The organism is Paenibacillus sp. 7541 (assembly GCF_002276395.1).
GTDB lineage: Bacteria > Bacillota > Bacilli > Paenibacillales > Paenibacillaceae > Paenibacillus_AQ > Paenibacillus_AQ campinasensis.
Map to the genome: position 1 here is coordinate 260,101 of NZ_NQLZ01000005.1, position 23,144 is coordinate 283,244.

General features: G+C 52.2%; 21 protein-coding genes and 1 other RNA gene. 20 read left to right on the plus strand and 2 right to left on the minus strand.

What is annotated here, in order from left to right; translation table 11 throughout:
* The first annotated feature begins 59 nt into the window (after positions 1-59).
* From glyQ to CHH75_RS03460, 9 genes are all read left to right on the plus strand, one after another.
* Positions 60-947, plus strand: coding sequence for a glycine--tRNA ligase subunit alpha (glyQ, locus tag CHH75_RS03420; protein ID WP_095263128.1), 888 nt, complete (start codon positions 60-62; stop codon positions 945-947).
* The gene (gene glyS / locus CHH75_RS03425) at positions 940-3,018 is read left to right on the plus strand and encodes a glycine--tRNA ligase subunit beta (RefSeq protein WP_095263129.1); all 2,079 of its coding nucleotides are present in this window, start codon (positions 940-942) and stop codon (positions 3,016-3,018) included. Before glyQ ends, glyS begins: the two co-directional genes overlap by 8 nt.
* A 306-nt stretch (positions 3,019-3,324) precedes the next feature.
* Positions 3,325-3,822: a YaiI/YqxD family protein gene (locus CHH75_RS03430; protein WP_095263130.1), complete on the plus strand. Its 498-nt coding sequence runs from the start codon at positions 3,325-3,327 to the stop codon at positions 3,820-3,822.
* Positions 3,823-3,864: 42 nt separating this feature from the next.
* Positions 3,865-5,682, plus strand: a complete 1,818-nt coding sequence (dnaG, locus tag CHH75_RS03435; RefSeq protein ID WP_095263131.1) for a DNA primase — start codon at positions 3,865-3,867, stop codon at positions 5,680-5,682.
* 41 nt (positions 5,683-5,723) lie between these two features.
* Entirely contained in the window at positions 5,724-6,848 is a 1,125-nt protein-coding gene (gene rpoD / locus CHH75_RS03440; protein ID WP_095263132.1) for an RNA polymerase sigma factor RpoD, read from the plus strand.
* A 274-nt stretch (positions 6,849-7,122) separates the two neighbouring features.
* On the plus strand, positions 7,123-7,881 hold the full coding sequence (locus CHH75_RS03445) for a tRNA (adenine(22)-N(1))-methyltransferase (RefSeq protein WP_095263213.1): 759 nt from the start codon (positions 7,123-7,125) through the stop codon (positions 7,879-7,881).
* Complete coding sequence (locus CHH75_RS03450; RefSeq protein WP_095263133.1) at positions 7,857-8,972, plus strand: Nif3-like dinuclear metal center hexameric protein; 1,116 nt, start codon at positions 7,857-7,859, stop codon at positions 8,970-8,972. The genes CHH75_RS03445 and CHH75_RS03450 overlap by 25 nt, the downstream gene beginning before the upstream one ends.
* 89 nt (positions 8,973-9,061) lie before the next feature.
* An RNA gene (rnpB, locus tag CHH75_RS03455) (RNase P RNA component class A) lies at positions 9,062-9,467 on the plus strand.
* Between the two features lie 192 nt (positions 9,468-9,659).
* The gene (locus tag CHH75_RS03460) at positions 9,660-9,944 is read left to right on the plus strand and encodes a hypothetical protein (RefSeq protein WP_095263134.1); all 285 of its coding nucleotides are present in this window, start codon (positions 9,660-9,662) and stop codon (positions 9,942-9,944) included.
* Between the two features lie 99 nt (positions 9,945-10,043).
* Here the strand turns inward: CHH75_RS03460 and CHH75_RS03465 are convergent, their stop codons facing one another.
* Positions 10,044-11,966, minus strand: a complete 1,923-nt coding sequence (locus tag CHH75_RS03465; protein ID WP_095263135.1) for a S8 family peptidase — start codon at positions 11,964-11,966, stop codon at positions 10,044-10,046.
* Between the two features lie 245 nt (positions 11,967-12,211).
* Here CHH75_RS03465 and CHH75_RS03470 point away from each other — a divergent pair, with 245 nt between their 5' ends.
* The 6 genes from CHH75_RS03470 (at position 12,212) to thiI (ending at position 16,974) form a co-directional block, all read left to right on the plus strand.
* Positions 12,212-12,718 carry a YpuI family protein gene (locus CHH75_RS03470; protein ID WP_095263136.1) on the plus strand — a complete coding sequence of 169 codons (507 nt, stop codon included), beginning with the start codon at positions 12,212-12,214 and terminating at the stop codon, positions 12,716-12,718.
* A gap of 187 nt (positions 12,719-12,905) precedes the next feature.
* Positions 12,906-13,130, plus strand: coding sequence for a DUF1540 domain-containing protein (locus tag CHH75_RS03475; RefSeq protein ID WP_095263137.1), 225 nt, complete (start codon positions 12,906-12,908; stop codon positions 13,128-13,130).
* A gap of 35 nt (positions 13,131-13,165) precedes the next feature.
* Positions 13,166-13,540 carry a hypothetical protein gene (locus CHH75_RS03480; RefSeq protein ID WP_095263138.1) on the plus strand — a complete coding sequence of 125 codons (375 nt, stop codon included), beginning with the start codon at positions 13,166-13,168 and terminating at the stop codon, positions 13,538-13,540.
* Positions 13,541-13,739: 199 nt separating this feature from the next.
* On the plus strand, positions 13,740-14,417 hold the full coding sequence (locus tag CHH75_RS03485; protein ID WP_425320424.1) for a lytic transglycosylase domain-containing protein: 678 nt from the start codon (positions 13,740-13,742) through the stop codon (positions 14,415-14,417).
* Positions 14,418-14,570: 153 nt separating this feature from the next.
* Positions 14,571-15,731 carry a cysteine desulfurase family protein gene (locus CHH75_RS03490; RefSeq protein ID WP_095263139.1) on the plus strand — a complete coding sequence of 387 codons (1,161 nt, stop codon included), beginning with the start codon at positions 14,571-14,573 and terminating at the stop codon, positions 15,729-15,731.
* Position 15,732: 1 nt separating this feature from the next.
* Positions 15,733-16,974 (plus strand): tRNA uracil 4-sulfurtransferase ThiI, encoded by a 1,242-nt coding sequence (thiI, locus tag CHH75_RS03495; protein WP_095263140.1) that lies wholly within the window; start codon positions 15,733-15,735, stop codon positions 16,972-16,974.
* Between the two features lie 177 nt (positions 16,975-17,151).
* Here the strand turns inward: thiI and CHH75_RS03500 are convergent, their stop codons facing one another.
* On the minus strand, positions 17,152-17,841 hold the full coding sequence (locus CHH75_RS03500; protein WP_176475443.1) for a TerC family protein: 690 nt from the start codon (positions 17,839-17,841) through the stop codon (positions 17,152-17,154).
* Positions 17,842-17,977: 136 nt separating this feature from the next.
* On the opposite strand from CHH75_RS03500, the gene CHH75_RS03505 reads away from it, so the two are divergent.
* The 5 genes from CHH75_RS03505 (at position 17,978) to CHH75_RS03525 (ending at position 22,986) form a co-directional block, all read left to right on the plus strand.
* Positions 17,978-18,649 (plus strand): TerC family protein, encoded by a 672-nt coding sequence (locus tag CHH75_RS03505; protein ID WP_095263142.1) that lies wholly within the window; start codon positions 17,978-17,980, stop codon positions 18,647-18,649.
* A gap of 290 nt (positions 18,650-18,939) precedes the next feature.
* A complete protein-coding gene (locus CHH75_RS03510) occupies positions 18,940-19,428 on the plus strand; it encodes a hypothetical protein (protein WP_483310910.1) in 489 nt (162 codons plus the stop codon).
* A gap of 146 nt (positions 19,429-19,574) precedes the next feature.
* Positions 19,575-21,416 (plus strand): translational GTPase TypA, encoded by a 1,842-nt coding sequence (gene typA, locus CHH75_RS03515; RefSeq protein ID WP_095263144.1) that lies wholly within the window; start codon positions 19,575-19,577, stop codon positions 21,414-21,416.
* Positions 21,417-21,451: 35 nt separating this feature from the next.
* Positions 21,452-21,745: a YlaH-like family protein gene (locus CHH75_RS03520; RefSeq protein ID WP_095263145.1), complete on the plus strand. Its 294-nt coding sequence runs from the start codon at positions 21,452-21,454 to the stop codon at positions 21,743-21,745.
* Between the two features lie 152 nt (positions 21,746-21,897).
* Positions 21,898-22,986: an LCP family protein gene (locus tag CHH75_RS03525; RefSeq protein ID WP_095263146.1), complete on the plus strand. Its 1,089-nt coding sequence runs from the start codon at positions 21,898-21,900 to the stop codon at positions 22,984-22,986.
* Positions 22,987-23,144: the final 158 nt, after the last annotated feature.

The window sequence follows — 23,144 nt, forward strand, 5'->3', positions numbered from 1 at the left end:
TGCTGCGGGAACGGCAGTATCGAGGTTTGCAACTCCGGAACCAAGAAAGGAGTAAAATCATGAATTTCCAACAGATGATTTTGACGCTGCAGCAATTTTGGGCAGAGCAGAACTGTATCATCGTACAGCCTTACGACACGGAAAAAGGTGCGGGGACGATGAACCCGATGACGTACCTGCGCTCCATCGGTCCTGAGCCGTGGAATGTCGCTTACGTGGAGCCTTCCCGCCGACCGGCCGATGGCCGCTACGGGGAAAATCCGAACCGGCTGTACCAGCACCATCAATTCCAGGTTATTTTGAAGCCGTCGCCGGACAACATCCAGGAGCTCTATCTGGAAAGTTTGAAGCGTCTTGGCATCGATCCGCTGGATCATGACATCCGCTTCGTGGAAGACAACTGGGAAGCACCGACGCTGGGCGCATGGGGTCTTGGCTGGGAAGTATGGCTGGACGGCATGGAAATCACCCAGTTTACGTATTTCCAGCAGGTGGGCGGCATTGATGCGAGCCCGGTAGCCGTAGAGATTACATACGGGATGGAGCGGCTTGCATCTTACATTCAGGATAAGGAGAATGTGTTCGATCTGGAATGGGTGGATGGCATTACTTACGGAGACGTGTTCCATCAGCCGGAGTTCGAGCATTCCAAGTATACGTTCGAAGTTTCGGATGTGAAAATGCTGTTTACCTTGTTCAACATGTACGAGGAAGAGGCTAACAAAGCGATGAACCAGAACCTGGTCTTTCCGGCATACGACTATGTCCTGAAATGCTCGCATACGTTCAACCTGCTGGACGCCAGAGGAGCGATCAGCGTGACGGAGCGCACAGGTTACATCATGAGAGTCCGGAACCTGGCACGCCAGGTAGCGGCCACGTATTTGGAGGAGCGCGAGAAGCTGGGCTTCCCGCTGATCAAGAAAGGGGGCGCGGAGCATGTCTAAAGATTTGTTGTTTGAAATCGGGCTGGAGGAAGTGCCGGCCAGATTCCTTCGTGCAGCCATGGAGCAGCTGAAGGACAAAACCGTCCAATGGCTGGAAGCTTCCCGCATACCGTTCGGAGAGGTGCAGGCTTACGCAACGCCTCGCCGGCTTGCCGTATGGGTGCGTGATGTCGCGGAGAAGCAGGAGGATGTCAGCGAGGAAGTGAAGGGGCCATCCCGGAAAATCGCGTTGGACGAGAACGGGCAGTGGAGCAAGGCGGCGCTTGGTTTTGCAAGAAGCCAGGGCGTAGAGCCGGACAGCTTCACCTTCAAAGAGCTTGGCGGTGTAGAATACATCTACGTTACGAAGAACAGCGCCGGCGTTCAGACCCAATCGATTTTGGCTGAAGGGCTGCTCGGCGTATTAACGTCGATGACCTTCCCGAAAAATATGCGCTGGGGCGGTCATGAGTTTAAATTCGTGCGTCCGATCCGCTGGCTTGTCGCTCTATTTGGCAGCGAGGTTATCAACCTTGAAATTACCGGCGTTCCATCAGGTAACGTAACCCGGGGACATCGCTTCCTGGGCGGTGAGGCGGTTATTCGTGAGGCTTCGGCTTATCGCGAGACGCTCCGCAGTCAGCATGTTATTGTTGATGTGAACGAACGCGAAGAGATGATTGTATCCCAGATTCAGGCACTGGCCAAGGAGAAGGGCTGGAATATCGCCATTAAGGACGATCTGCTGGAGGAAGTGCTGTTCCTGGTTGAAACGCCTACGGTGCTGTACGGTTCCTTCGATCCGTCCTTCCTGGAAATTCCGCAGGAGGTGCTCATTACCTCGATGCGCGAGCATCAGCGCTATTTCCCTGTTCTGGACAGCCAGGGACAGCTGCTGCCGTACTTTGTTACGGTACGAAGCGGGGACAGCCGCTCGCTTGAAGTAATTGCCAAAGGAAATGAGAAAGTGCTGCGCGCCCGCTTGTCAGATGCGAAGTTCTTCTATGAAGAGGATCAGAAGCTGCAGATCAAGGACGCCCTTTCCAAGCTGGAGAGCATTGTATTCCATGAGGAGCTGGGCACGATTGGAGACAAGGTGCGCCGCATTCGCCGCATTTCCGATGCGCTGGCTGCGAAGCTGAACGCTACCGGGGATACCGCCGATTCGGTGAGCCGGGCCGCGGATATTTGCAAATTCGACCTCGTAACCCAGATGGTCTACGAATTTCCGGAGCTGCAAGGCGTGATGGGCGAGGATTATGCCCGCAAGGCTGGAGAGAAGGAAGAGGTGGCCAAGGCGGTATTTGAGCATTATCAGCCGCGCTTTGCCGGGGATGCGGTACCGACGACACAGGTGGGCTCCATCGTCAGCATAGCGGATAAAATCGATACGATTGCAGGCTGCTTCTCCATCGGAATTATTCCGACAGGGTCGCAGGATCCGTATGCGCTGCGCCGTCAGGCTCAAGGGATCGTTCAGATCATACTGGAGCACAAGCTGCCGATCACGCTGTCGGAGGTGTTCACGATTGCGCTCGACGTGCATCAGAACATCCGGGCGCTGAAGCGCTCGGCGGACGAGATCCGCAAAGACTTGTACGAGTTCTTCGGGCTGCGTGTGAAGAAGCTGCTGTCCGAGCAGCAGCGGTATGATGTCGTGGATGCCGTCATTTCCGCTGGCTTCGACCAGGTGGTTTCGGTGGTTTCGCGCGGGCAAGCCTTGATGCAGGCCGTCACGGAAACCGATGATTTCAAAACGACGGTTGAATCGTTCAACCGGGTCAGCAATCTGGCTGCTAAAGCCGGAAAAGCAGCGGTGAATCCGGAGTTGTTCGTGGAAGCCGAAGAAGGGCGTCTGTATGAGGCGTGGAAGACGGTCCGCGAGCCTTACCTGGCTGCGCTTGAAGCAGCAGACGGCGTGCGCGCACTGGCCCTGCTTGGCGATATGAAGGCGCCGATTACCGGATTTTTCGATTCGGTGATGGTTATGGCCGAGGATGAAGCGGTCCGGACGAACCGGCTGGCGCTGCTGTCAGGCATTGACAGCGACCTTAAAAAGTTTGCGGATTTCACTAAATTGGTGTGGTCATAAGAGCTGCGCAACCATTCTTCGGAAAGCAGAACGAGCGGATGTTGCAATCGCCAAGGATAGTGACAGCATAACGGACGAAATGCTATAATAGTGTGCTCAATGAAAGCGGAGCCCGTGTTTAGGCGCGGGATGCCGCTTTCGTCATGCTACGACGGTTGATCATCGGGCTTATTCTTTTGCCGGGTGTTTATTTATGAAGCAGGATTTTAATCCGCTAAACAAGTATATAATAATATTTAAAGATGTTGTTCTGAATGAAGTTTCATGAAAGCGGGTAAGAAATGCAGTAAATACTGCGCTAATCGTATGGCTGAGAAGCAGGTGAGGCGAATGAACGAGGCTACGGGGACACGGATTGTAGTTGACGGGGACGCATGCCCGGTCAAGAAGGAGATTGCTGAGACCGCTCGCGTTTTTGGCGTGCCTGTGGTTCTTGTGTCGTCTTACGATCATCTGCTGCAGGCTGAAGAAGGCGTTGCTGTCGTCAAGGTGGACCGAAGCGATCAAAGCGCGGATCTGTATATCGCCAATCATATTCACCGCGGGGATGTTGTGGTGACCCAGGATTATGGACTGGCTGCGCTTGCACTGGCCAAGGCTTGTCATGTCATATCGTTTCGCGGGCGCCTGCTTCGCAATGAAGACATCGATTTTCTCCTGGATTCCAGACATCATGCGGCGAAGGCCAGAAGGTCTGGGAAATACGGCAAAGGTCCTCGCAAGCTGCTTGATGAAGACCGAAGTTTTTTTCAACATAAACTGACAAAACTTTTAACAGAGTTGCAGGAGAATGTCCACTTGTAGCGAATACTTATTTACGTGCTAACAGAGATGAAGGTGGTTTGGATGAGTACCGGACAAGGCGGTATTCCGGATGAAGTCATCGAGGCGGTGCTAGCCAAGGCCGATATTGTGGATACGGTCAGCAGATACGTGAACCTTACGAAGCAGGGGAAATACTTAAAGGGCTTATGTCCCTTCCATTCGGAAAAGACCCCATCCTTTACGGTTACGCCGGAGCGCCAGATTTTCTATTGCTATGGCTGCGGTAAAGGCGGAAACGCCATTAAATTCAGAATGGAAATCGAAGGATTCTCCTTCCCCGAAGCCGTTAAGACCATGGCCGAAGAGAATGATATCTCGATGCCGGAAGGGCAAGGGGTTCCCGTAATTCCTCGAAATCCGGAGAAGGAACGACTGCTGGAAGCTTATGAGCTGAGCGCCAAGCTGTATCACTTCCTGCTGAAAAATACCGAGCACGGCACGGAAGCGATGCGGTATTTGCGATCCCGCGGGATGAGCGACAAGATGATCGATCAGTTTCAGATCGGTTATGCGCCGGACCGCTGGGACACATTGGTACAATTTCTTGAGAAACGATCATTTGACCTGAAGGAGATGGAGAAGGGCGGTTTATTATCCGCGAGACATGAACAGGACGGGTATCTCGACCGCTTTCGGGGACGCATTATGTTTCCGATTCATGATCGTACGGGCAATGTGATCGCTTTCGCAGGAAGAATTTTGGGGGAAGGTCAGCCGAAGTATTTGAATTCCCCGGAAACGCTGCTGTTTAACAAAAGCCGCACGTTGTACAATCTGCATCAGTCGAAAGCGTCCATACGCAAATCGCGTCAGCTTCTTTTATTTGAAGGCTACGGAGACGTCATTTCGGCTTGGGAGGCAGGCTACCACAACGGTGTGGCCACCATGGGCACTTCGCTTACCGAGAATCAGGCGGCATTGATGAAGTCGATCGCCGACGAAGTCGTTATCGTGTATGACGGGGACAAAGCCGGAATGGCTGCGGCCATGAAAGTGATACCGCTGTTGGAAGGCGTAGGCCTCAGGGTGAAAATTGCTTTGATGAGCGATGGTCTCGACCCGGATGAATACATCCGCAAATTCGGGGCTGAACGATTCAGACATGTGATGGAGACGGCTGTCTCCACGACAAAATTTAAACTTATATATTTAAAGAAAAACCATATACTGCTAGAAGAAGATGGCAAAATTGCTTATGCCAAAGATGCGCTTCCCATTATCGCCGCTTTGCATTCCTCAACCGAACGGGAAGTTTATTTGAGGGAATTATCATCCGAGTTGAATCTTTCGTATGAAAGCCTCAAGCAGGATTGCAACCTGCTCAGGCAGTCCATGCAAAAAAAGATGGGGGATGGGGATAATAAGGGAAATCGGTGGAATAATGGTAGGCATAAAAAAGGGAGTCAGCCTGCACCTGTCCTTCTACCCGCATATCATGCAGCAGAACGAAGGCTGCTGTCCCTGATGCTTCAGGATGCAGAGGCCGCACGTTATGTAGGCGAACACCTCGGGGAATCATTTAATATTGAAGATCATGCAGCCATTGCTGCTTATCTATATGCTTATTACGCACAGGGGAAAGCTCCGGATATCAGCCGCTTTATGTCATCTCTGCACGATGATCGTTTGGAGAAGACGGTCAGCTCGATCATGATGATGGAAGCGCCGGCGGACTGGAATGTTCAAGTGCTTGACGACTGCATACGAGAAGTGAAGAAGTACCCCCAGCAGAAATTGATCGATCAGAAAAAAGAAGAAATGATTGCGGCGGAACGCTCCGGTGATTATTTGCGAGCCGCCCAAATTGCAAGTGAGATTATCGCCCTAGAAAGACAATGAAGGCCAAGCTTTACTGTTTCTAGGGAGGAGGGAGTCGAAAGATGGCGAATGATCAGCATACTGAACTAGAAACGGATTTTACGCTGGATCAGGTAAAGGAACAACTAATTGAACAGGGTAAAAAGAGATCCGTATTGAGTTATAAAGATATTATGGAAAAGTTGTCGCCATTTGATCAGGACACCGAGCAGATTGAGGAGTTCTATGAGCAGCTTGCCGATCTGGGCATTGATGTGGTGAATGAGAATGACGATGACGGAGCTCATCGGCCAGATGATGAGTCTCATGATAACGAGGATTTTTCGTTCGACGATGAGCTGGCGCTGCCGCCGGGCATTAAAATCAACGATCCAGTGCGGATGTATCTGAAAGAGATTGGACGCGTGCCGCTCTTGTCTGCGGATGATGAGATTGAGCTCGCGAACCGTATCGAGCAGGGGGATGAGGATGCGAAGCGTCGTTTGGCGGAAGCGAACCTGCGGCTCGTTGTCAGCATCGCCAAGCGTTACGTGGGCAGAGGGATGCTGTTCCTGGACCTCATTCAGGAAGGGAACATGGGTCTTCTGAAAGCTGTTGAGAAATTCGACTACAAAAAAGGGTTCAAGTTCAGCACTTACGCGACCTGGTGGATTCGTCAGGCGATCACTCGCGCGATAGCCGACCAGGCAAGAACGATTCGGATTCCTGTGCATATGGTGGAGACGATCAACAAGCTGATTCGTGTCTCCAGGCAGCTGCTGCAGGAGCTCGGACGTGAGCCGTCCCCTGAAGAAATCGCAGCAGAGATGGAGCTAAGCGTCGAGAAAGTTCGTGAAATTATGAAAATTGCCCAAGAGCCTGTGTCGCTCGAAACACCGATCGGTGAGGAAGATGATTCCCACCTTGGCGATTTCATCGAAGATCAGGAGGCTCTTGCACCCGCCGATGCGGCAGCCTATGAGCTGCTGAAGGAGCAGCTGGAAGACGTGCTGGATACGCTGACAGAGCGCGAAGAGAACGTGCTGCGCCTTCGGTTCGGTCTGGACGATGGTCGCACCAGAACGCTTGAAGAAGTCGGTAAAGTGTTCGGCGTTACGCGTGAACGGATCCGGCAGATCGAGGCCAAAGCGCTTCGGAAGCTGCGGCATCCAAGCCGAAGCAAGCGATTGAAAGATTTCCTCGAATAACGTGATTCCTGGGACCTTCTGCATGATGGCAGCAAGGTCTTTTTCTTTCCGTAGCGGCCAGGAAATTTAGTTCGTTATGGAAATAATTCCTTCATTTGCTTTTAATTGTAGCTCTTTTCAACAGGCATTGCAAATGATTGAAGTCATTCCTGGCTGGGAAAATATTGAAAACTTGAAGGCGGAATTTAGAGGGTTTGCAGTTTGTTGTAGGGCCTGGTACGGTAATTTTATGGACAATCGTCAATAATTTAATGAATGGTGTGTGGGAATGATTGTGAAGCTATCAAGAAGATTACAGCTCATACTTGAGCAGATTCCGGCCGGGAGCCGCCTGGCCGACATCGGGTCGGATCATGCGTTGCTGCCTGTCGCTGCGGCACAGCAGGGCGTGATAGTATCGGCGGTGGCCGGGGAAGTGAATCCCGGGCCTTATGAGGCTGCCCTGAAGCAAGTTAAGGAATCCGGGATGACAGAAGTTATCCACGTTCGCAAAGGGGACGGCCTCGACGTCATCGCCCCTGGTGAGGCGGATGTGATAACGATTGCGGGCATGGGCGGCAGCCTTATTGCGGCTATACTGGGCCGCGGAGTAGACAAGCTGGCCTCGGTGCGCCGTCTGGTGCTTCAGCCTAACGTAGGCGAGGATACGCTTCGAGTCTGGCTGCATGAACGGGGATGGGTTCTCATTCAGGAACTGATCCTGGAGGAGGACGGCAAGATCTACGAGATTTTGGTAGCTGAGCCGGAGTCCGCTGCGGCGATCTCCAATGATGAGGTTTACCAGGAACGTGTGCTGCCCGGAGGGTCCATGCTGACTCGGGAGTGGCTTCTTCGGTTCGGCCCTTGGCTGACCCGGAAGCCGGAACCGGTGTTTTATGACAAATGGAGATTAGAGCTGGACAAGATGGCACGTATTCTGGATTCATTGTCTCGCTCCGAACTTCCGGCAGCAGCTGAGAAAGCAGAGGATATGAAAGCAGAAATGAATGTCATTCAGGAGGTGCTGGCATGCTTGCCAAAGGACAAACGGTAATTCAATATATGGAGCAGCTTGCTCCAAAGCAGGTCGCTGAACCCGAGGATCGGATCGGCCTTCAGCTCGGAACGCTGCAGAAGGAGATCAAGACCGTGCTCGTAGCGCTTGATGTGAACGAGGAGGTTGTGGATGAGGCCATTGAGCTGGGTGCAGAGCTGATCATTGCTCACCATGCCATCATCTATCGCCCGCTGAAGCAGCTGGTGACGGATTCTCCGATGGGAAAAGTATATGAGAAGCTGATCAAGCATGACATTGCTGTCTATGTCAGTCATACGAACCTGGATGTGACCGAGGGCGGCATGAATGATTGGATGGCCAAAGCGCTCGGGATCGTAGATACGTCGCCGATTCATGACCTGCACAATGAGCAGCTGTCCAAGCTGGTAGTCTTTGTTCCGAAAAGTCATCACCAGGAGGTGCTCGATGCCGTGCTGGGCGCCGGCGCCGGCTGGATCGGCAATTACAGCCACTGCAGCTTCAACATTGAAGGGTTTGGCACCTATATGCCGCGAGAGGGAAGCGACCCCTATATCGGCTCCCATGGCAAGATAGAGCGGGCTGACGAAGTGCGGATCGAGACGATTGTTCCGCACGGTGTCCGCCATAAAGTCATTCAGGCTATGCTGAAGGCCCATCCGTATGAAGAGGTGGCCTATGACCTGTACCCGATGGATCTGAAGGGCCGATCGCTCGGGCTCGGACGGGTAGGGAAGCTGAAGGAGCAGATGACCCTGGCGGAGCTGGTCGAAGTGGTGAAAGAGAAGCTGGACGTTCCTCACGTGCGTGTCGTAGGGGAACCGGACCGCGTGATTCGGAAAGCAGCGGTCATCGGGGGCTCTGGCGGCCGATATATGAGCAAGGCACTATTCCGCGGGGCAGACGTGCTTGTCACCGGCGACATAGATTATCATACGGCTCAGGACGCACTGGCGGCCGGCCTGACGATGATTGATCCGGGGCATAATGCTGAGAAAATTATGAAGGCCAAAGTGGCCGAGTGGCTGCAGCAGAAATTCCAGGATGGAAAATACGAGACCCAGGCCGTTCCGTCTCAAATCAATACGGAGCCATTCCGGTTTATGTAACGCGGGGTGCGGCATTATTTTGAGCTATTACCAATCTTTTGTGTCTTGTGCCGCCTATCGAATTCCTGTATAATATGAACGTCGTCCGGAAAGTTTGACAGACAATCGCTGGCGGTGTTTCACCGCGAGAGGAAAGTCCGGGCTCCACAGGGCAGGGTGCTGGATAACGTCCAGTCAGCGCGAGCTGAAGGATAGTGCCACAGAAATGGACCGCCGATGGCTGCTGTATGGCAGCACAGGCAAGGATGGAACCGAGGTGTAAGAGACCCCGAGGAACGCTGGCGACTTCGTTCCTGGTAAACCCCACCTGGAGCAAGACCTAATGGAACGCAGTCTCTTTCGAGGAGACAGCCTTTGCCCGAGGCGCGTTCGGGTTGGTCGCTGGAGCCTATCAGTAATGGTAGGCCTAGATAGATGATTGTCGCTTCATGTGGCAGGGTAGTTCCCGTTATGACCACCAAGAGCACAGAACCCGGCTTATGGCAAACTTTCCTAACTGCAGACGGCCTCTACAATTTTTATGAATAACATGAAATGAAGCGCACACTTCCTGCGCCCGCTTGGGTGCAAGAGGTGTGCGCTTTTACCTGTTCTTGAAGAAGATATTGTTAAAGGGACAAACGTCCATACCAAATGGCCCCTGGTCTAATAAGCTGTAATCATCAAAGGAAAGGAGATGCTTAAATTATGTCCTATGGAAAAGGATGCCCTGGGCAAGGATGCCCGACTGTATCACCGATCGTGTGCGACCCGATTGTCATCGTGAGAGATCACTATGTTCCGCAGCTTGTTCCTGTCATACATCCCATCAAAGTGGTAGACAAGGTGCACTGCTGTCCGGTTGAGCAGCATTTCTACACGTATGAGGAGACCGGTCCTGTTGGCGTAGGCGGCCCTGTCGGCCCTGTCTCTGTATCCGGAACGAAAGCAGCCAAGAAGCGTGCAGGCAGCCGCGCCCGCAGAAAGCGTTAATCGGTACGGGTTCGCATTTGCCTAAAGGCGCTGAATTGACAGCATCAAGCAGCCTTTGCCGGTATGGATGGCAAAAGCTGCTTGAACGGTCGGTCATTGTTAACGCAGACGCCGGAGTTCTTCCAGCAGGCTGTTAATGACATTTTGCGGCCATAATTGAACGGGAGTTTGGCTATTTCCCGCCGCTGCATTCAGCGCCTCATAAATGTCGATCTGGCCACTTCCGTAATATTTATCCCTTCCTCTGTTGCCCAGATCAATTGTGTACGTGGTCATGAGCTCCATCACTTCCCGATTCGTAAGCTCCGGATTCAGGGACCGAAGAAGTCCCGCCATAGCTGCAGCATGGGGACTCGCCATTGAGGTGCCCGAAAGCGCGGCGTACTGGTTCCCCGGAAAGGTGCTGGCGATATTGGTTCCCGGTGCGGCAATGTCGATATAATCGCCATAGTTGGAATACTCGGCGCGATTCATATTGGCATCCGTTGCCGCTACGGCCAGCACCTCGGGGTAAGCCGCCGGAAATCCGGGGCGCTCGGTATTGTCATTACCCGAGGCGGCGATCAGGACCACGTCACGGTCATAGGCGTACTTAACCGCTTCATGCAAGAACTGGGAGTCAGCATAATTGCCGAGACTCATGTTGATGACCTTCGCACCGTGATCGGTTGCCCAAATAATCCCTTCGGCGACCGCATAGGTCGTTCCGGTGCCTGAGGCGTCCAGTGCCTTGACGGGCATAATTTTGTTATACCAGCTGATGCCTGCCACACCCTCGCCGTTATTGACCAGAGCCCCGATGATGCCAGCCACATGCGTTCCATGCCCTACATCATCCATCGGTTGTTGTTCCGGATCAACAACGTTGTATCCTTCAACGAATTGACCGTCCAGATCGGTATGATTCAGGTCAACCCCGGTGTCAATGACGGCGATGATGACATCCTCGCTCCCCTTGGACAGATCCCAGCCGCGATTCGTTTCAATGGCCGGCAAGTTCCACTGATACTCCGAGAACAGAATATCATTCGGTATATTGACCGTTTCGCTGTTGGCTGCGCCAGATCGGGAACGGGCCGATTGACGGGGAAGATCATTGGTTAAATAAATATAGTGAGGCTCGGTATATTTCGGCTGCCATTTCTTCTCGAAATATTGACGCAGCCCTTTATAATCCAGGCGGTTGGAACGAAATACATAAGCATATCCGAGCTTGCGGGGCTTGCCGCAATCGATGTCTTTGGAGATGGCTTCAAGCTCTTGCTCGGACGGCGGATTCCGAAAGGAAACCACGATTTCATTTTCGTAAAAATGGCTCGCTTTTTCGTTGTCATGGCCAGTTTTCACAGTGATGTCGCGCAGGGTGTCCGCATGGATCGACTCAACCCGGAATTTACCTTCCTTCGGATACGGAATCAGACGCAGATTACGTTTCTGGTGATGAGACACCTTCTGCAGCACCGCTTCATTGATCAATGCGGCTGCACCGATCTTCCTGTCAGCGGAAGGCTCGGCCACGATCACGTAGGGCTGTCCACCCACGGTGAATTTCGGTGATTCGTAGGCTTCTCCGCGCTTGAGCTTCTGCCGGGCCTTCTTGAAATGATGGTTAATCAGCTCCTGATCCTGCGGTTTCAGCTGCGGAAGTTTACCGTTCACATCTGTCGCTTGATTGCTATCGAGCTGGAACCACTTGACTTGGACAAAATGCGGATGAGTACGCTGCTCTTTTGCGGCATACGACTGAATTTGGCCGGGCTTGCGCAATTGGCTGTTGTTTGCCATGGCCCGCAAATGCTGCCTCGCATCCTGACGGTTCAATCGGTCTGTTGCAAGGATGTCGTTATGAACGGTGGATTGCTTGATTGTTTGTTCCTGATGGGGCGTCACCGCTCGGGGTTCTTCCTGGGCGGCCTGCCTAGGGCCTGGCGTTCCGGGCGCTCCGGGCGTATACAGGAAAAACATTAAGATGCCCACCGTAGCGGAGATGCCCGCGATCGTCCATAATAGGCGTGATCTCACAGTTGCTTCCTCCAATCCGTAATTCGTTGATGTGCTCTTAGCGTGGGAAGAGGAGCGCTATTTTATGCGTAAGATGCTTCGGATCAGGCTTGTTTTCTGTCGGGTCGAAGCCGGATAAAATATCCTTGAAAGTGTATTCATTATAGGGATTTCGTTAAGCCGGAAATTGTGATAGGATAATATTTAATAGAATGACCGACGGCTTCGGCCGAAGGTTTACGACCATTTAAGGGGGAGCTACCGTAATGCCAGCAGACAATCTTCAAAAGTTATGCTCAGACTCAAGACAAAAGTTGAAATCTGCTATTTCGATCATGGAAGCATTTTTGAATGAACATGCGTTGCCTCAATTGGTTCAGGATGAGGATGAAGAGACCGCTCATTTCTACAAAGGATTTCTTTCGGATGTTCGCCATCTGCTTGTGTTTTCGGAGGTTTCCTATGAAAAGCTTGGCGTCGTCGAACGTCGCCCTAATTTTGATGCCGAATTTGCCGAGAAGGCTTTGTATAACTTGTATCATCGCTGCGTGAACAATTTCTTTTACCCGAAGAATGAAAGCTACTCCGAGGATGGCCGTTACGCCTATACAGGGCAGGATGCCATTCGTTTCCGCAAAAAACCGGTGCGTCCGGCTCGGGACGTTATTATGAGCATTACCAAAATTTTTGAAGAGCTGCGCGATGATCTGGCTTATTACGAGAGCGATTATCTGACCGAGCGTCGCTTGCAATCGGAAAGAAACCATGCCTAGACGGCAGATATACATCTAACCTTATATCGATTATGATCAACCGGATTTGCAGCAGGCTATAAGAGGCCTGTTTGCAGGTCCGGTTTTTGCATTTGACCGAAGATTGCTGCGGTTAACACCAACTGACAATTCGGATTGTGCATACGGGGGTACCGCTGGGGAGAAAATGTTGACGAGGTGATGCAAAATGGCCATCGATGCCAAAACATTGGTTAAATGTAGTGTAAGCAACTGTCACTATTGGGGAGAACAAAATGTGTGCAAAGCCGATACGATTATGATTGAGATTGACCGTCATGCCGACGTGAAGCTGAATGAAGAATACGGGGAAGAGACGTTTATGAACAACCACCGCGATGTGGCCGAGCAATCGTCTGCCACCTGCTGCTTGACATTTAAGCCGAAGAAATAGGCGATGATCACCTTACAGGAAATGGAGGTCAAATCATGGATCAAAAAAGACGCAACACAGGGATGAAGGTCATCGAGGGGAAGCGTCACCGGGTTGATTTCCCGCGCAAAGATCATCGTGAGGAATTTTCAGCTGAAGTCGCGTCTCCTGTGCAAACTTACGAACGGAAGGAAGAGGTTCGGGAGGCTTCACCGGAAGCAGATCTGAGTACAGGCAGAACTGTCGGATATGTCGGACTTGTACTAGGGATTATCTCCTTGTTCATGTGGTCTGTCATTCTTGGCCCGATCGCTGCTGTAGTTGGTTACTATGCTTATAACAAAGGCAGCCGAACGATGGGAGCTTGGGGGATTGGCCTCGGCGTGCTCGCAACGCTGAGCTATTTTATCCTGATTCCATTTGCCCGTTAACGGCAAACATTAAAGCGACAACGCTTATTCACATTTCTTCTCGGCTGAAGACAGGTTAACTGCCTGGTCTTCGGCTTTTTTTCATCTGGAATGGCATTCCAATAGGTGTTACATAAATTTAACGAAATGGTATAGCAGATTGTACCAAAACGATGTAAAATAGATTTTAACAATCATAACGGGAGAGAATGTGATCCATATGATGCAAATCGATCCGGTAACCTATGTTCAAACGACAGCAACCCAGCGGGCCACGCGTTCCAGTACGGAAGAAACGGCGGTCCGGTTCAGCGATGTTCTTCAGCAAGCGGTGAACGAGGAATCCTCGGAGCAGACTGCCCGACCGATTCGTAGCCTGCCTCCTGGCGTCACTTACGAGGACGGACTGCTGTGGCAGCAACTCGGGAAGATAGACACTTCCATGGAGCGTGTACAGGATTTCCAGCCGGAGAACACCCGGTATACGAGCTTTGAGGAACTCATCACAGCAGCAGGTGAACGATATGGCGTTCCGGTTTCTTTGATCAAGTCGGTTATTCAGATCGAATCGGCTTTTAATCCGAATGCCGTTTCCCACGCGGGTGCCAAAGGCCTGATGCAGCTCATGGACGGCACGGCCAGAGGGCTTGGTGTCAGCGATTCATTTGACCCGGTGCAAAATATTGACGGCGGCACGCGCTATCTGTCCAATCTGCTGCAAAGATTCGGCGGTGAGGTGGCCGTTGCGCTGGCTGCGTACAATGCGGGACCTACTCGCGTAGCATCGCTCGGCATCACGTCGAACGAGGAGCTTATGGCTAACCTCCATGCTTTGCCGGCAGAAACGCAGGCGTACGTCCAGAAGGTCATGGATGCGCGGCGGAGTTATACCATTTAGGATATCATTGTTGAATAATGAGAAGTCGGGGATCAAACGAGAAGCATATCCCATCTGCCTGTTTGGGCGGGGTGCGCTTTACCGTTTGATCTTTTTGTGTAAATATATAATTCTGGACGAACTTTAAAGGATGGACGAAAGGGGATAATACCTTTGATATATTGGGATCACGCAGGAACAACTCCCCCGGATGACGACGTTGTGAGCACGATGGCTGAAGTGATGAAAAAGCATTACGGCAATCCATCGGCCTTGCACCAATACGGGGAGGAGGCTGCGAAGCTGCTGAAGAAAGCACGCGAGGTGTGCGCGGCAGCGCTGGAGGCGGAGCCTTCGGAAATTGTGCTGACCTCCGGTGCAACCGAAGGCAACAATATGGCAATAAAAGGAGCGGCCCTCCAGTACAAAAGCCGGGGCAAACATCTGATAACGACTCGAACTGAGCATCCGTCCGTCTATGAAAGCTTCCGCCAGCTTGAGCAGCTTGGCTGGGAGGTGACATACGTGCCGGTTGATGCCAACGGACGGGTGGATGTTCAGGCGCTTGCGGATGCGGTTCGCAAGGACACAGTACTGGTCAGCATCATGCATGTCAACAATGAGACGGGTGCGGTTCAACCCCTGATGGAGATCGGCCAAACAGTTAAACAACGCAACCACAGAACGCTGTTTCATATCGACGGGGTGCAAGGCTTCGGCAAGCTGGAAGTGTCGCTCAAGAACTGGCAGGCGGATCTATATACGTTGTCAGCGCATAAATTCAATGGCCCCAGAGGCATCGGCGTGCTGTATGTTCGCCGGGGCGTGGAGCTGTTCCCGCTGATGTCCGGAGGACAACAGGAGAACGGGCATCGGGCTGGTACGGAGAATGTGGCGGCTGCGGTCGGCATGGCCAAAGCGATGAGGCTGGGACGTGAGCGGCAGCCGGAATTTTATCGTCAAGCTTCCCTGATCCGGAATAAACTGCTTCAGGAAATCGCGGATATTCCAGGCACGGTCATGAACAGCAGCAGGGAAGGTGCGCCGCATATTATGAATTTCTCTTACCCTGGCGTGAAACCGGAAGTCATCGTCCATGCTCTAGAGGAGCTGGGGATGCTGGTGTCCACGAAATCGGCCTGCTCGTCCAAATTGAGCGAACCGAGTCGGGTTCTGCTGGAGATGGGAAAGGACATGTCCATCGCTTCGTCTGGCATCCGGATCAGTCTCGGCCGCCATCATCGGCTGGAGGATGCCGAGCGATTGATTGATGCACTGAAAACCGCGACGGGAAAACTGCGGCCTTTTATAGAAAGAAAGGGGACTACGAATTAAAATGACATACGATATGCTGCTGCTGCGTTTCGGTGAAATTACGCTGAAGGGCAGAAATCGCAACCGTTTTGAGAAAACGGTATACACCCATATCAAGGCGGTGCTGAAGCCGTATCCGAAGGTCCATATTATCCGGGAATACGGACGGCTGTATGTGGAGCTAAACGGGGAATCTGCGGAGGAGTTAACACAGGTGCTGCGGAAAGTATTTGGCATCGTGTCGGTCAGCCCGGTCCGGGTATGTCCGGTGGATCTGGATGCGATCATTGAAACGGCGCTTGATTTTCTGAGTGAGCGGGAACTGCCGGAAGGCACGACCTTTAAAGTGAATGCCCGAAGAGTGTGGAAAGCATTCCCGCATTCATCCCAAGAGATGAACCACCTGGTGGGCTCGCCCGTGCTTCGCGCTTATCCGAATCTGAAGGTGCAGGTGAAGCAGCCCGAAATAGAGCTGCGCATCGAGGTTCGGGAGAACGGAGCTTATCTGTATTATGAAACGATTCCGGGAGTGGCCGGATTCCCGCTCGGCAGTAACGGCAAGGCGATGCTGCTGTTGTCCGGCGGCATCGATAGCCCTGTAGCTGCCTGGGCGGCCATGCGGCGCGGGCTCGAAATCGAGTGTGTGCATTTCTACAGCTACCCTTACACGAGCCAGCTGGCGAAGGAGAAGGTCATCGAGCTGACCCGCATCCTATCCCGCTATGCAGGCCGGATCAAGCTGCATCTAGTTCCGTTTACCGAGGTGCAAACTTCCTTTGTCGGCAACGGCCAGGACAATATGATTATTACGCTGATGCGCCGGGCGATGCTGCGAATCACCTCCGCGCTTGCGGAGCGGTCTGGTGCGCTGGCGATTGTGACAGGGGATAATCTCGGCCAGGTAGCAAGCCAAACGCTGGCCAGCATGAATGTGATCGGCAGAGCGACGGAGCTGCCGATTCTGCGCCCGCTGGTCACGATGGACAAGAACGACATCGTCAACCAGGCCATCGAAATCGGGACGTATGAAACCTCGATTCTTCCGTATGAAGACTGCTGTACCCTCTTTGTGCCAAAATCCCCGACCACGAATCCGAATCTTCATGTCGTGGAAAGGGTGGAGGCTTCCCTTGAACGGCTTCCGGAACTGATTGAAGCCGCGATTGCCGCGACGGAGACGGTGATTATCAAACCGGATACCGACATAAGCCGGATTAGCGGCAAGGAGAGCCGGGAACCGGTCGTTCAGGAGGAATGGTTCTAATTTCGGACAAGTAGATTCCGGACAAGAACAGGCATCAGAATGCGATTCATCGCTTATTTTATATAACGCAAAAGTGCGAGTGCAATCCCAGGGTTCAATCCAGGGTACGCTCGCACTTTGTGCTTGTTTACAGCGGATGCTGCCTCTCTCAGCAGACTTGTTCTGTGGGTCCATCGTTCAATGCTGCGGGCTTGATGAAGGACGATGCGCATGCTTCCGGCGCAAATGTCCTGCGGTCAGCACGCCCAGAATAATGACGGCAATGAACAGGTAGTGAATAACGGGATGCGTCTCAAAATAAAGAACAAAATGCCGCTCATCGGTGATCATGGAAGATGCGGTATATGCGAGCACGGCTGCGCCTACATAGATAATCCACGGAAACCGGTTGATCAGCTTAATAAACAATGTGCTGCCCCAGACCACGATCGGCACGCTGATCAGCAGGCCGATGACCACGAGCAGCGCATTGTGCTTGGAGGCGCCAGCAATGGCAATCACGTTGTCCAGCCCCATTGCGGCATCGGCCACGATGATGGTGCGTATCGCTCCGCCAAGGCTTTGTCCGGCTTTGATCTGGCTGTGATCGCTGTTGTCATCGGCGAGCAGCTTGTATGCGATAATGACAAGCAGGATTCCGCCAACGAGCAGAAGCCAAGGGATATTTAACAGCCACACCACGAGGATGGTGGCTATAATCCGAAGAATGACAGCGCCGCCTGTTCCGTACAGGATAGCTTTTTTCTGGGTTTGTGGCGGTAAATTTCTGGCTGCAAGGCCGATCACGATGGCATTGTCGCCTGCCAGCACCAGGTCCAGAAATATGATGTTTAGTAATGAAAGGAAAAACTCGGCTGTAGTTTCCAATGTTCTGTCACTCCTCTTAGGACTGCCGATATATAACAAAATAAAAGGCGGATTCATTATAGGCCTATTTTTATCGTTGTGCAAGCATAGCTTGACCATCCCCCACATATGTGTATGTCATGGGGGTGTTGTTAGAGTGGAGACATGGCTGCTGTTGGGACAAATTCTGATGATTAACCTTGTGTTAAGCGGCGATAACGCCCTTGTCATCGCAATGGCGAGCAGGGACCTCCCGGAGACAAGCCGCAGGCGCGCGGTATGGATCGGTACGATAGCGGCTGTTGTGCTGCGTTGTCTTCTGACCTTCGCGGCGGTGATTCTGCTGAAAGTGCCTTACTTGCAGGCCGGTGGGGCTCTTCTGCTGATTTGGATCTCGTTTCAGTTGATGATGCCGAAGGCGGAGGACGAGGTCACTGTATCAGGCGCCCTTAGCTTATGGTCTGCCGTGAATACGATTTTGATCGCGGATTTTGTGATGAGCCTGGACAATGTGCTCGCGATTGCCGGACTTGCCAATGGCGATTTTGCATTAATTGTTATCGGTATCGTGCTCAGCATTCCGATCGTCGTCTGGGGCAGCGGCCTGATCTCGTCGCTGCTGAACCGCTTTCCGGTGCTGTTGTACATCGGCGCGGGGGTTCTGTCATATACCGCAGGCGAGATGATAGTCCAGGATGCTCGTACAGGCCAGCTGCTGGCCGTCTGGATGCCGCAGCTGTTCCCGGTGCTGCCGGTACTGGTCGCCTTCGCCGTGATGCTGTTCGGCGGCCTGGCCAGCTTGACCAGGCAGGACAAACGGCAGGGGTGACATAAGTGAAAGCGGATTGCCGCCACTGGCAAAAGAGGTTCTGGTCTATAATCGCCGCGCTGTAGATTGCGCAGCTGGGAGGGGCTTATGCAAGCCCCTTTTTGGTGTGCCATGTTTCGGACTGCTCCCCGAAATAACGGACAAATTCTGCCTGAACCTGACGGGTCGGTGGTTTTTTTTGTCGGAATGGGCTAAAATTAACGTAACTCCGGATTCATGAACCGAAGGGTGTAGGGAATTATACATACTGTATAGAGAGGGTGATCACAATGTCCTCCAGAAGAGATTTCATGTTAGGTCTGTTTATTATTGTAGCTGGCGTTGTTATTCTGCTCGGCAAGCTTGGATTTTTCGGTTTTGTCGGCCGGACGCTGTGGCCGCTTGTGTTGCTGCTGCCAGGGATCTTGATCCACCTGCTGTTTTTCGCTCGTCGCGTGTCTGCGGCCTTTCTGATTCCAGGCGGAATTTTGACCGTTTACGGCCTGCTGTTTTTGATCTGCAGCCTCGGCGGCTGGGGGCTTATGAGCGCCTTGTGGCCTGTCCTGATTCTTGGCGTTGCGGCCGGACTGTATGAATATTATCTGTTTGAAACTCCGAGACCCGCCAGGGTGCTTCCGCTTGCACTCGGGATTGCACTGATCGGGGTGCTGATTTGGATTTTCACATGGCTCCAAGCGGGAGCGCTGTACGTGATCGCACTTGTCCTGATTGCGATTGGCGTGTGGCTTATTTTCGGCCGGAATCGTTCCAAACGTGATAAATGGAGTCGAGGCTGGTAATATCATGACGTGTAATGACATCAGTTTTCTGAAAAGACTTGATTTCTGCGACGGTTTACCTATATTATAGTTTGTGTGTTGAAGCGTCGGCATATGGTCCGGCGCTTTTTGTGGTCATTCGAATAGAAGGGATTTGAGATATAGCTATGCAATCAAGAGATCAGATTCGCAACATTGCGATCATTGCGCACGTTGACCATGGCAAAACTACGCTGGTAGACAAATTGCTCCAGCAATCCGGTATTTTTCGCGAGCATGAAACCGTACAGGAACGAGCCATGGATTCCAACGATTTGGAACGCGAGCGCGGCATCACCATCTTGGCCAAAAATACGGCGATCACGTACAAGGATTTCTTGATCAACATTGTGGATACGCCGGGACACGCCGACTTTGGCGGCGAGGTTGAACGGATCATGAAGATGGTTGATGGCGTACTGCTCGTCGTTGACGCTTACGAGGGCTGCATGCCGCAAACGAAGTTTGTGCTTGGCAAGGCGCTTGCCCATAACCTGACCCCGATTGTGGTGGTCAATAAAATCGACCGTCCGGCTGCCCGGCCGGCAGAAGTGATTGATGAGGTGCTGGATCTGTTCATCGAGCTTGGTGCGAATGATGACCAGCTGGATTTCCCGGTCGTCTATGCCTCCGCACTGAACGGAACGTCCAGTATGGATCCGGACAAGCAGGATGACAACATGCTTGCCCTATACGAGACGATTATCGAGCATATTCCGTCCCCGTCCGAGAACATTGAAGAGCCTCTTCAATTCCTCGTTACGCTGATGGATTACAATGAATATTTGGGCCGTATCGCGGTTGGCCGTGTCAATCGAGGTGTCATTAAGCAGGGGCAATCGGTTACGGTCATCATGCGGGACGGAACAAACAAGACGGCCCGGATCGAGAAGCTGTTTGGCTTCCAGGGATTGAAGCGGATTGAGGTTCCTGAAGCGGGCGCCGGCGACATTGTGGCTATTGCAGGCATCAAGGACATTAACATCGGTGAGACGATTGCGGATCCGCAGCAGCCGGAGGCGCTGCCGGTGCTGAAGATCGACGAGCCTACGCTGCAAATGACGTTTCTGGTTAACAACAGCCCGTTTGCAGGACGGGAAGGCAAGTTTGTGACGTCACGCAAGCTTCGTGACCGTCTCTTCAAGGAGCTGGAGACCGATGTCAGCTTGAGAGTGGAAGAGACGGACAGCCCGGATGCCTATATCGTGTCCGGACGCGGTGAGCTTCACCTTGGAATTTTGATCGAGAACATGCGCCGCGAGGGCTATGAGCTGCAAGTATCCAAGCCGGAAGTTATCGTGCGGGAAATTGACGGTGTCAAAATGGAACCGATCGAGCGCCTGTTGATTGACATTCCGGAGGAGAGCATGGGTGCCGTTATGGAGAGCCTTGGCACACGCAAAGCGGAAATGGTCAATATGATTAACAGCGGTAACGGTCAGGTTCGTCTTGAATTCCTGATTCCGGCGCGAGGTCTGATCGGCTACCGGACACACTTCCTGACACTGACCCGTGGATACGGCGTCATGAACCATGCCTTTGACAGCTACGGACCGGTTGTCGGCGGCCAGGTCGGCGGACGTCACCAAGGTGTTCTCGTATCGACGGAGAACGGGACATCTACATTCTATGGCATGCTGTCCGTGGAAGACCGTGGAACGTTGTTCCTTGAGCCGGGCACTGAGGTTTATGAGGGCATGATCGTCGGGGAGCATACCCGCGATAACGATATTGTCGTGAACATTTGTAAAGAGAAACAGCTTACCAACGTTCGTTCGGCAACGAAGGATGACACGGTGAAGCTGAAGACGCCGCTCATTTTCTCCCTGGAGCAGGCACTTGAATATCTGAATGATGACGAGTATTGCGAAATCACGCCGAAATCGGTTCGTCTTCGCAAGAAGATTCTGAACAAGAGCGAGCGTGAGCGCGCAGAAAAGCATCGCAAAATGGCTCAGGCAAATCTATAATAGAGATGTTACCTTGTTAAAGGAGTGAACCGTTTATGCAAGCTTGGTTTGCCGCTCATCCGCTCATCTCCTATATTTTGATCTTCGTACTGGTCACCTATGTCTACAACAAGGTGTTCCGGGTACAGCAGAAGCTGCCGCTTCTGAAGGAAATTCTCCTGTATATTTTGATGGCATTAGGTTCGGGGATGCTGCTTATATTCCAGATAGACAAGCTGCCGATTATCCAGTGCCTGCTCGTAGCGGTTGCATTGATGCTGATGGTGCGGATTCGTTATTTTGTGGAAGCACGCCAGAAGAAAAAAGCACAGTCGGAAACGAAATCCTGAGGCGGGAAAAAAGTTTGTTGCTGTTCGGCTATGAAACTTTTTGTCGATTTCGCCGTTAATAAGAGAGAGAAGTCAGCCAGAGTCCGGTTAGCCGACCGAAAGGGAGGTTAACCGGACATTCTCTAATATTGAAGGAAATTAGGTGTTATCCAATGAATTCTACTCAATCAGGCCTTCCTCCGAGAGCCAAGAACGCGGGGAAGAGCCGGAAGAAGCCTGTGCAGAAGAAGAAAAAAAGCGGAGTCAGATCCTTTTTTAAATTTCTTTTTATTTTGATTCTGATCGCAATTTTGGGAGCGGCGTCTTATGCCGGATACCTATATCTTAAAGGAAATGAGATTATCGAATCGAGCGGTGTCGACAAGCCGGTTGCTCCTGGGCATTCCGCCAAGGAAAAGCCGATTACGATGCTGCTGCTCGGGACAGACCATCGTCCTGAAACTGGCACTTATCTTACCGACGTTGTCATGGTCGTCTCCATGCATCCCGAGACCAACACGGCGACCCTCGTCTCCCTTCCAAGGGACACGCTGGTGGAGCTTGAAGGGTATAAGGCAAACAAGCTGAACGCCTACTATCCGAGATTCAAATCCGCGGAGAAGAGCAGCGGGATCAGCGCCGAAGATGAGATGAAAGCGATGCTTGGCAAGTATCTCGATGTCAATATCGACTATGTATCCGTCGTTGACTTTCAGGGCTTCCGGGATGTCGTTGACGCCTTTGGCGGCGTGGATGTCAATGTTCAGTACAACATGTGCTACAAGGACTCTGCCGACGGCACCAACATCGACCTGAAGGCCGGTCCTCAGAAGTTGGACGGCAAGGAAGCACTTGACTATGTGCGATATCGCAAATCATCTAACAAGTGCAGCCCGCGGACGAAGGAATCAAATGACTTTGAACGGAATGCCCGTCAAAGCGAAGTTTTGCATTCCTTGCTGGACCGGATGAAGAGTCTGGGCGGTGTCGCAAGAATCGGCAATGCTTTGGATGCGGTCAAAGATAATTTGAAAACCGATCTCGAACAGGATCAGATTCGCCATATGATCACCACGTATCTGGACATCCGAAAGGACGATGTACTGTTTATGCCGGTGATTGGCGAATGGAGAAGCCCTTATGTTATCGTGAGCCCAAGCGAGTTGGAGAAAGCGAAGCAGGCGCTCAAGGATGAGCTGGCCGGGAAACACCGCCATAGCGAATCCGAAGGGACAGAAGCGGAAAATACGGACTCGCCATGACAATTGAAGGCAAGTTTTGCGCTGTGATATAATACAATATATCAGGAGAAAGTTCATTGTACAGGAGGCTGTAGTCATGTCCTACCTCACGATGCCACAAATCCGCTTGGAGATGCCCAGAGCGCTGATGAAGCTTGTTTATGGCGGCTGGAACATGA

What these genes read in the sequence shown, in the direction of transcription:
- glyQ (WP_095263128.1), top strand. Translation starts at nt 60, where the DNA reads ATGAATTTCCAACAGATGATTTTGACGCTGCAGCAATTTTGGGCAGAG.
- glyS (WP_095263129.1), top strand. Translation starts at nt 940, where the DNA reads ATGTCTAAAGATTTGTTGTTTGAAATCGGGCTGGAGGAAGTGCCGGCC.
- CHH75_RS03430 (WP_095263130.1), top strand. Translation starts at nt 3,325, where the DNA reads ATGGCTGAGAAGCAGGTGAGGCGAATGAACGAGGCTACGGGGACACGG.
- dnaG (WP_095263131.1), top strand. Translation starts at nt 3,865, where the DNA reads ATGAGTACCGGACAAGGCGGTATTCCGGATGAAGTCATCGAGGCGGTG.
- rpoD (WP_095263132.1), top strand. Translation starts at nt 5,724, where the DNA reads ATGGCGAATGATCAGCATACTGAACTAGAAACGGATTTTACGCTGGAT.
- CHH75_RS03450 (WP_095263133.1), top strand. Translation starts at nt 7,857, where the DNA reads ATGCTTGCCAAAGGACAAACGGTAATTCAATATATGGAGCAGCTTGCT.
- CHH75_RS03460 (WP_095263134.1), top strand. Translation starts at nt 9,660, where the DNA reads ATGTCCTATGGAAAAGGATGCCCTGGGCAAGGATGCCCGACTGTATCA.
- CHH75_RS03470 (WP_095263136.1), top strand. Translation starts at nt 12,212, where the DNA reads ATGCCAGCAGACAATCTTCAAAAGTTATGCTCAGACTCAAGACAAAAG.
- CHH75_RS03475 (WP_095263137.1), top strand. Translation starts at nt 12,906, where the DNA reads ATGGCCATCGATGCCAAAACATTGGTTAAATGTAGTGTAAGCAACTGT.
- CHH75_RS03480 (WP_095263138.1), top strand. Translation starts at nt 13,166, where the DNA reads ATGGATCAAAAAAGACGCAACACAGGGATGAAGGTCATCGAGGGGAAG.
- CHH75_RS03485 (WP_425320424.1), top strand. Translation starts at nt 13,740, where the DNA reads ATGATGCAAATCGATCCGGTAACCTATGTTCAAACGACAGCAACCCAG.
- thiI (WP_095263140.1), top strand. Translation starts at nt 15,733, where the DNA reads ATGACATACGATATGCTGCTGCTGCGTTTCGGTGAAATTACGCTGAAG.
- CHH75_RS03510 (WP_483310910.1), top strand. Translation starts at nt 18,940, where the DNA reads ATGTTAGGTCTGTTTATTATTGTAGCTGGCGTTGTTATTCTGCTCGGC.
- typA (WP_095263144.1), top strand. Translation starts at nt 19,575, where the DNA reads ATGCAATCAAGAGATCAGATTCGCAACATTGCGATCATTGCGCACGTT.
- CHH75_RS03520 (WP_095263145.1), top strand. Translation starts at nt 21,452, where the DNA reads ATGCAAGCTTGGTTTGCCGCTCATCCGCTCATCTCCTATATTTTGATC.
- CHH75_RS03525 (WP_095263146.1), top strand. Translation starts at nt 21,898, where the DNA reads ATGAATTCTACTCAATCAGGCCTTCCTCCGAGAGCCAAGAACGCGGGG.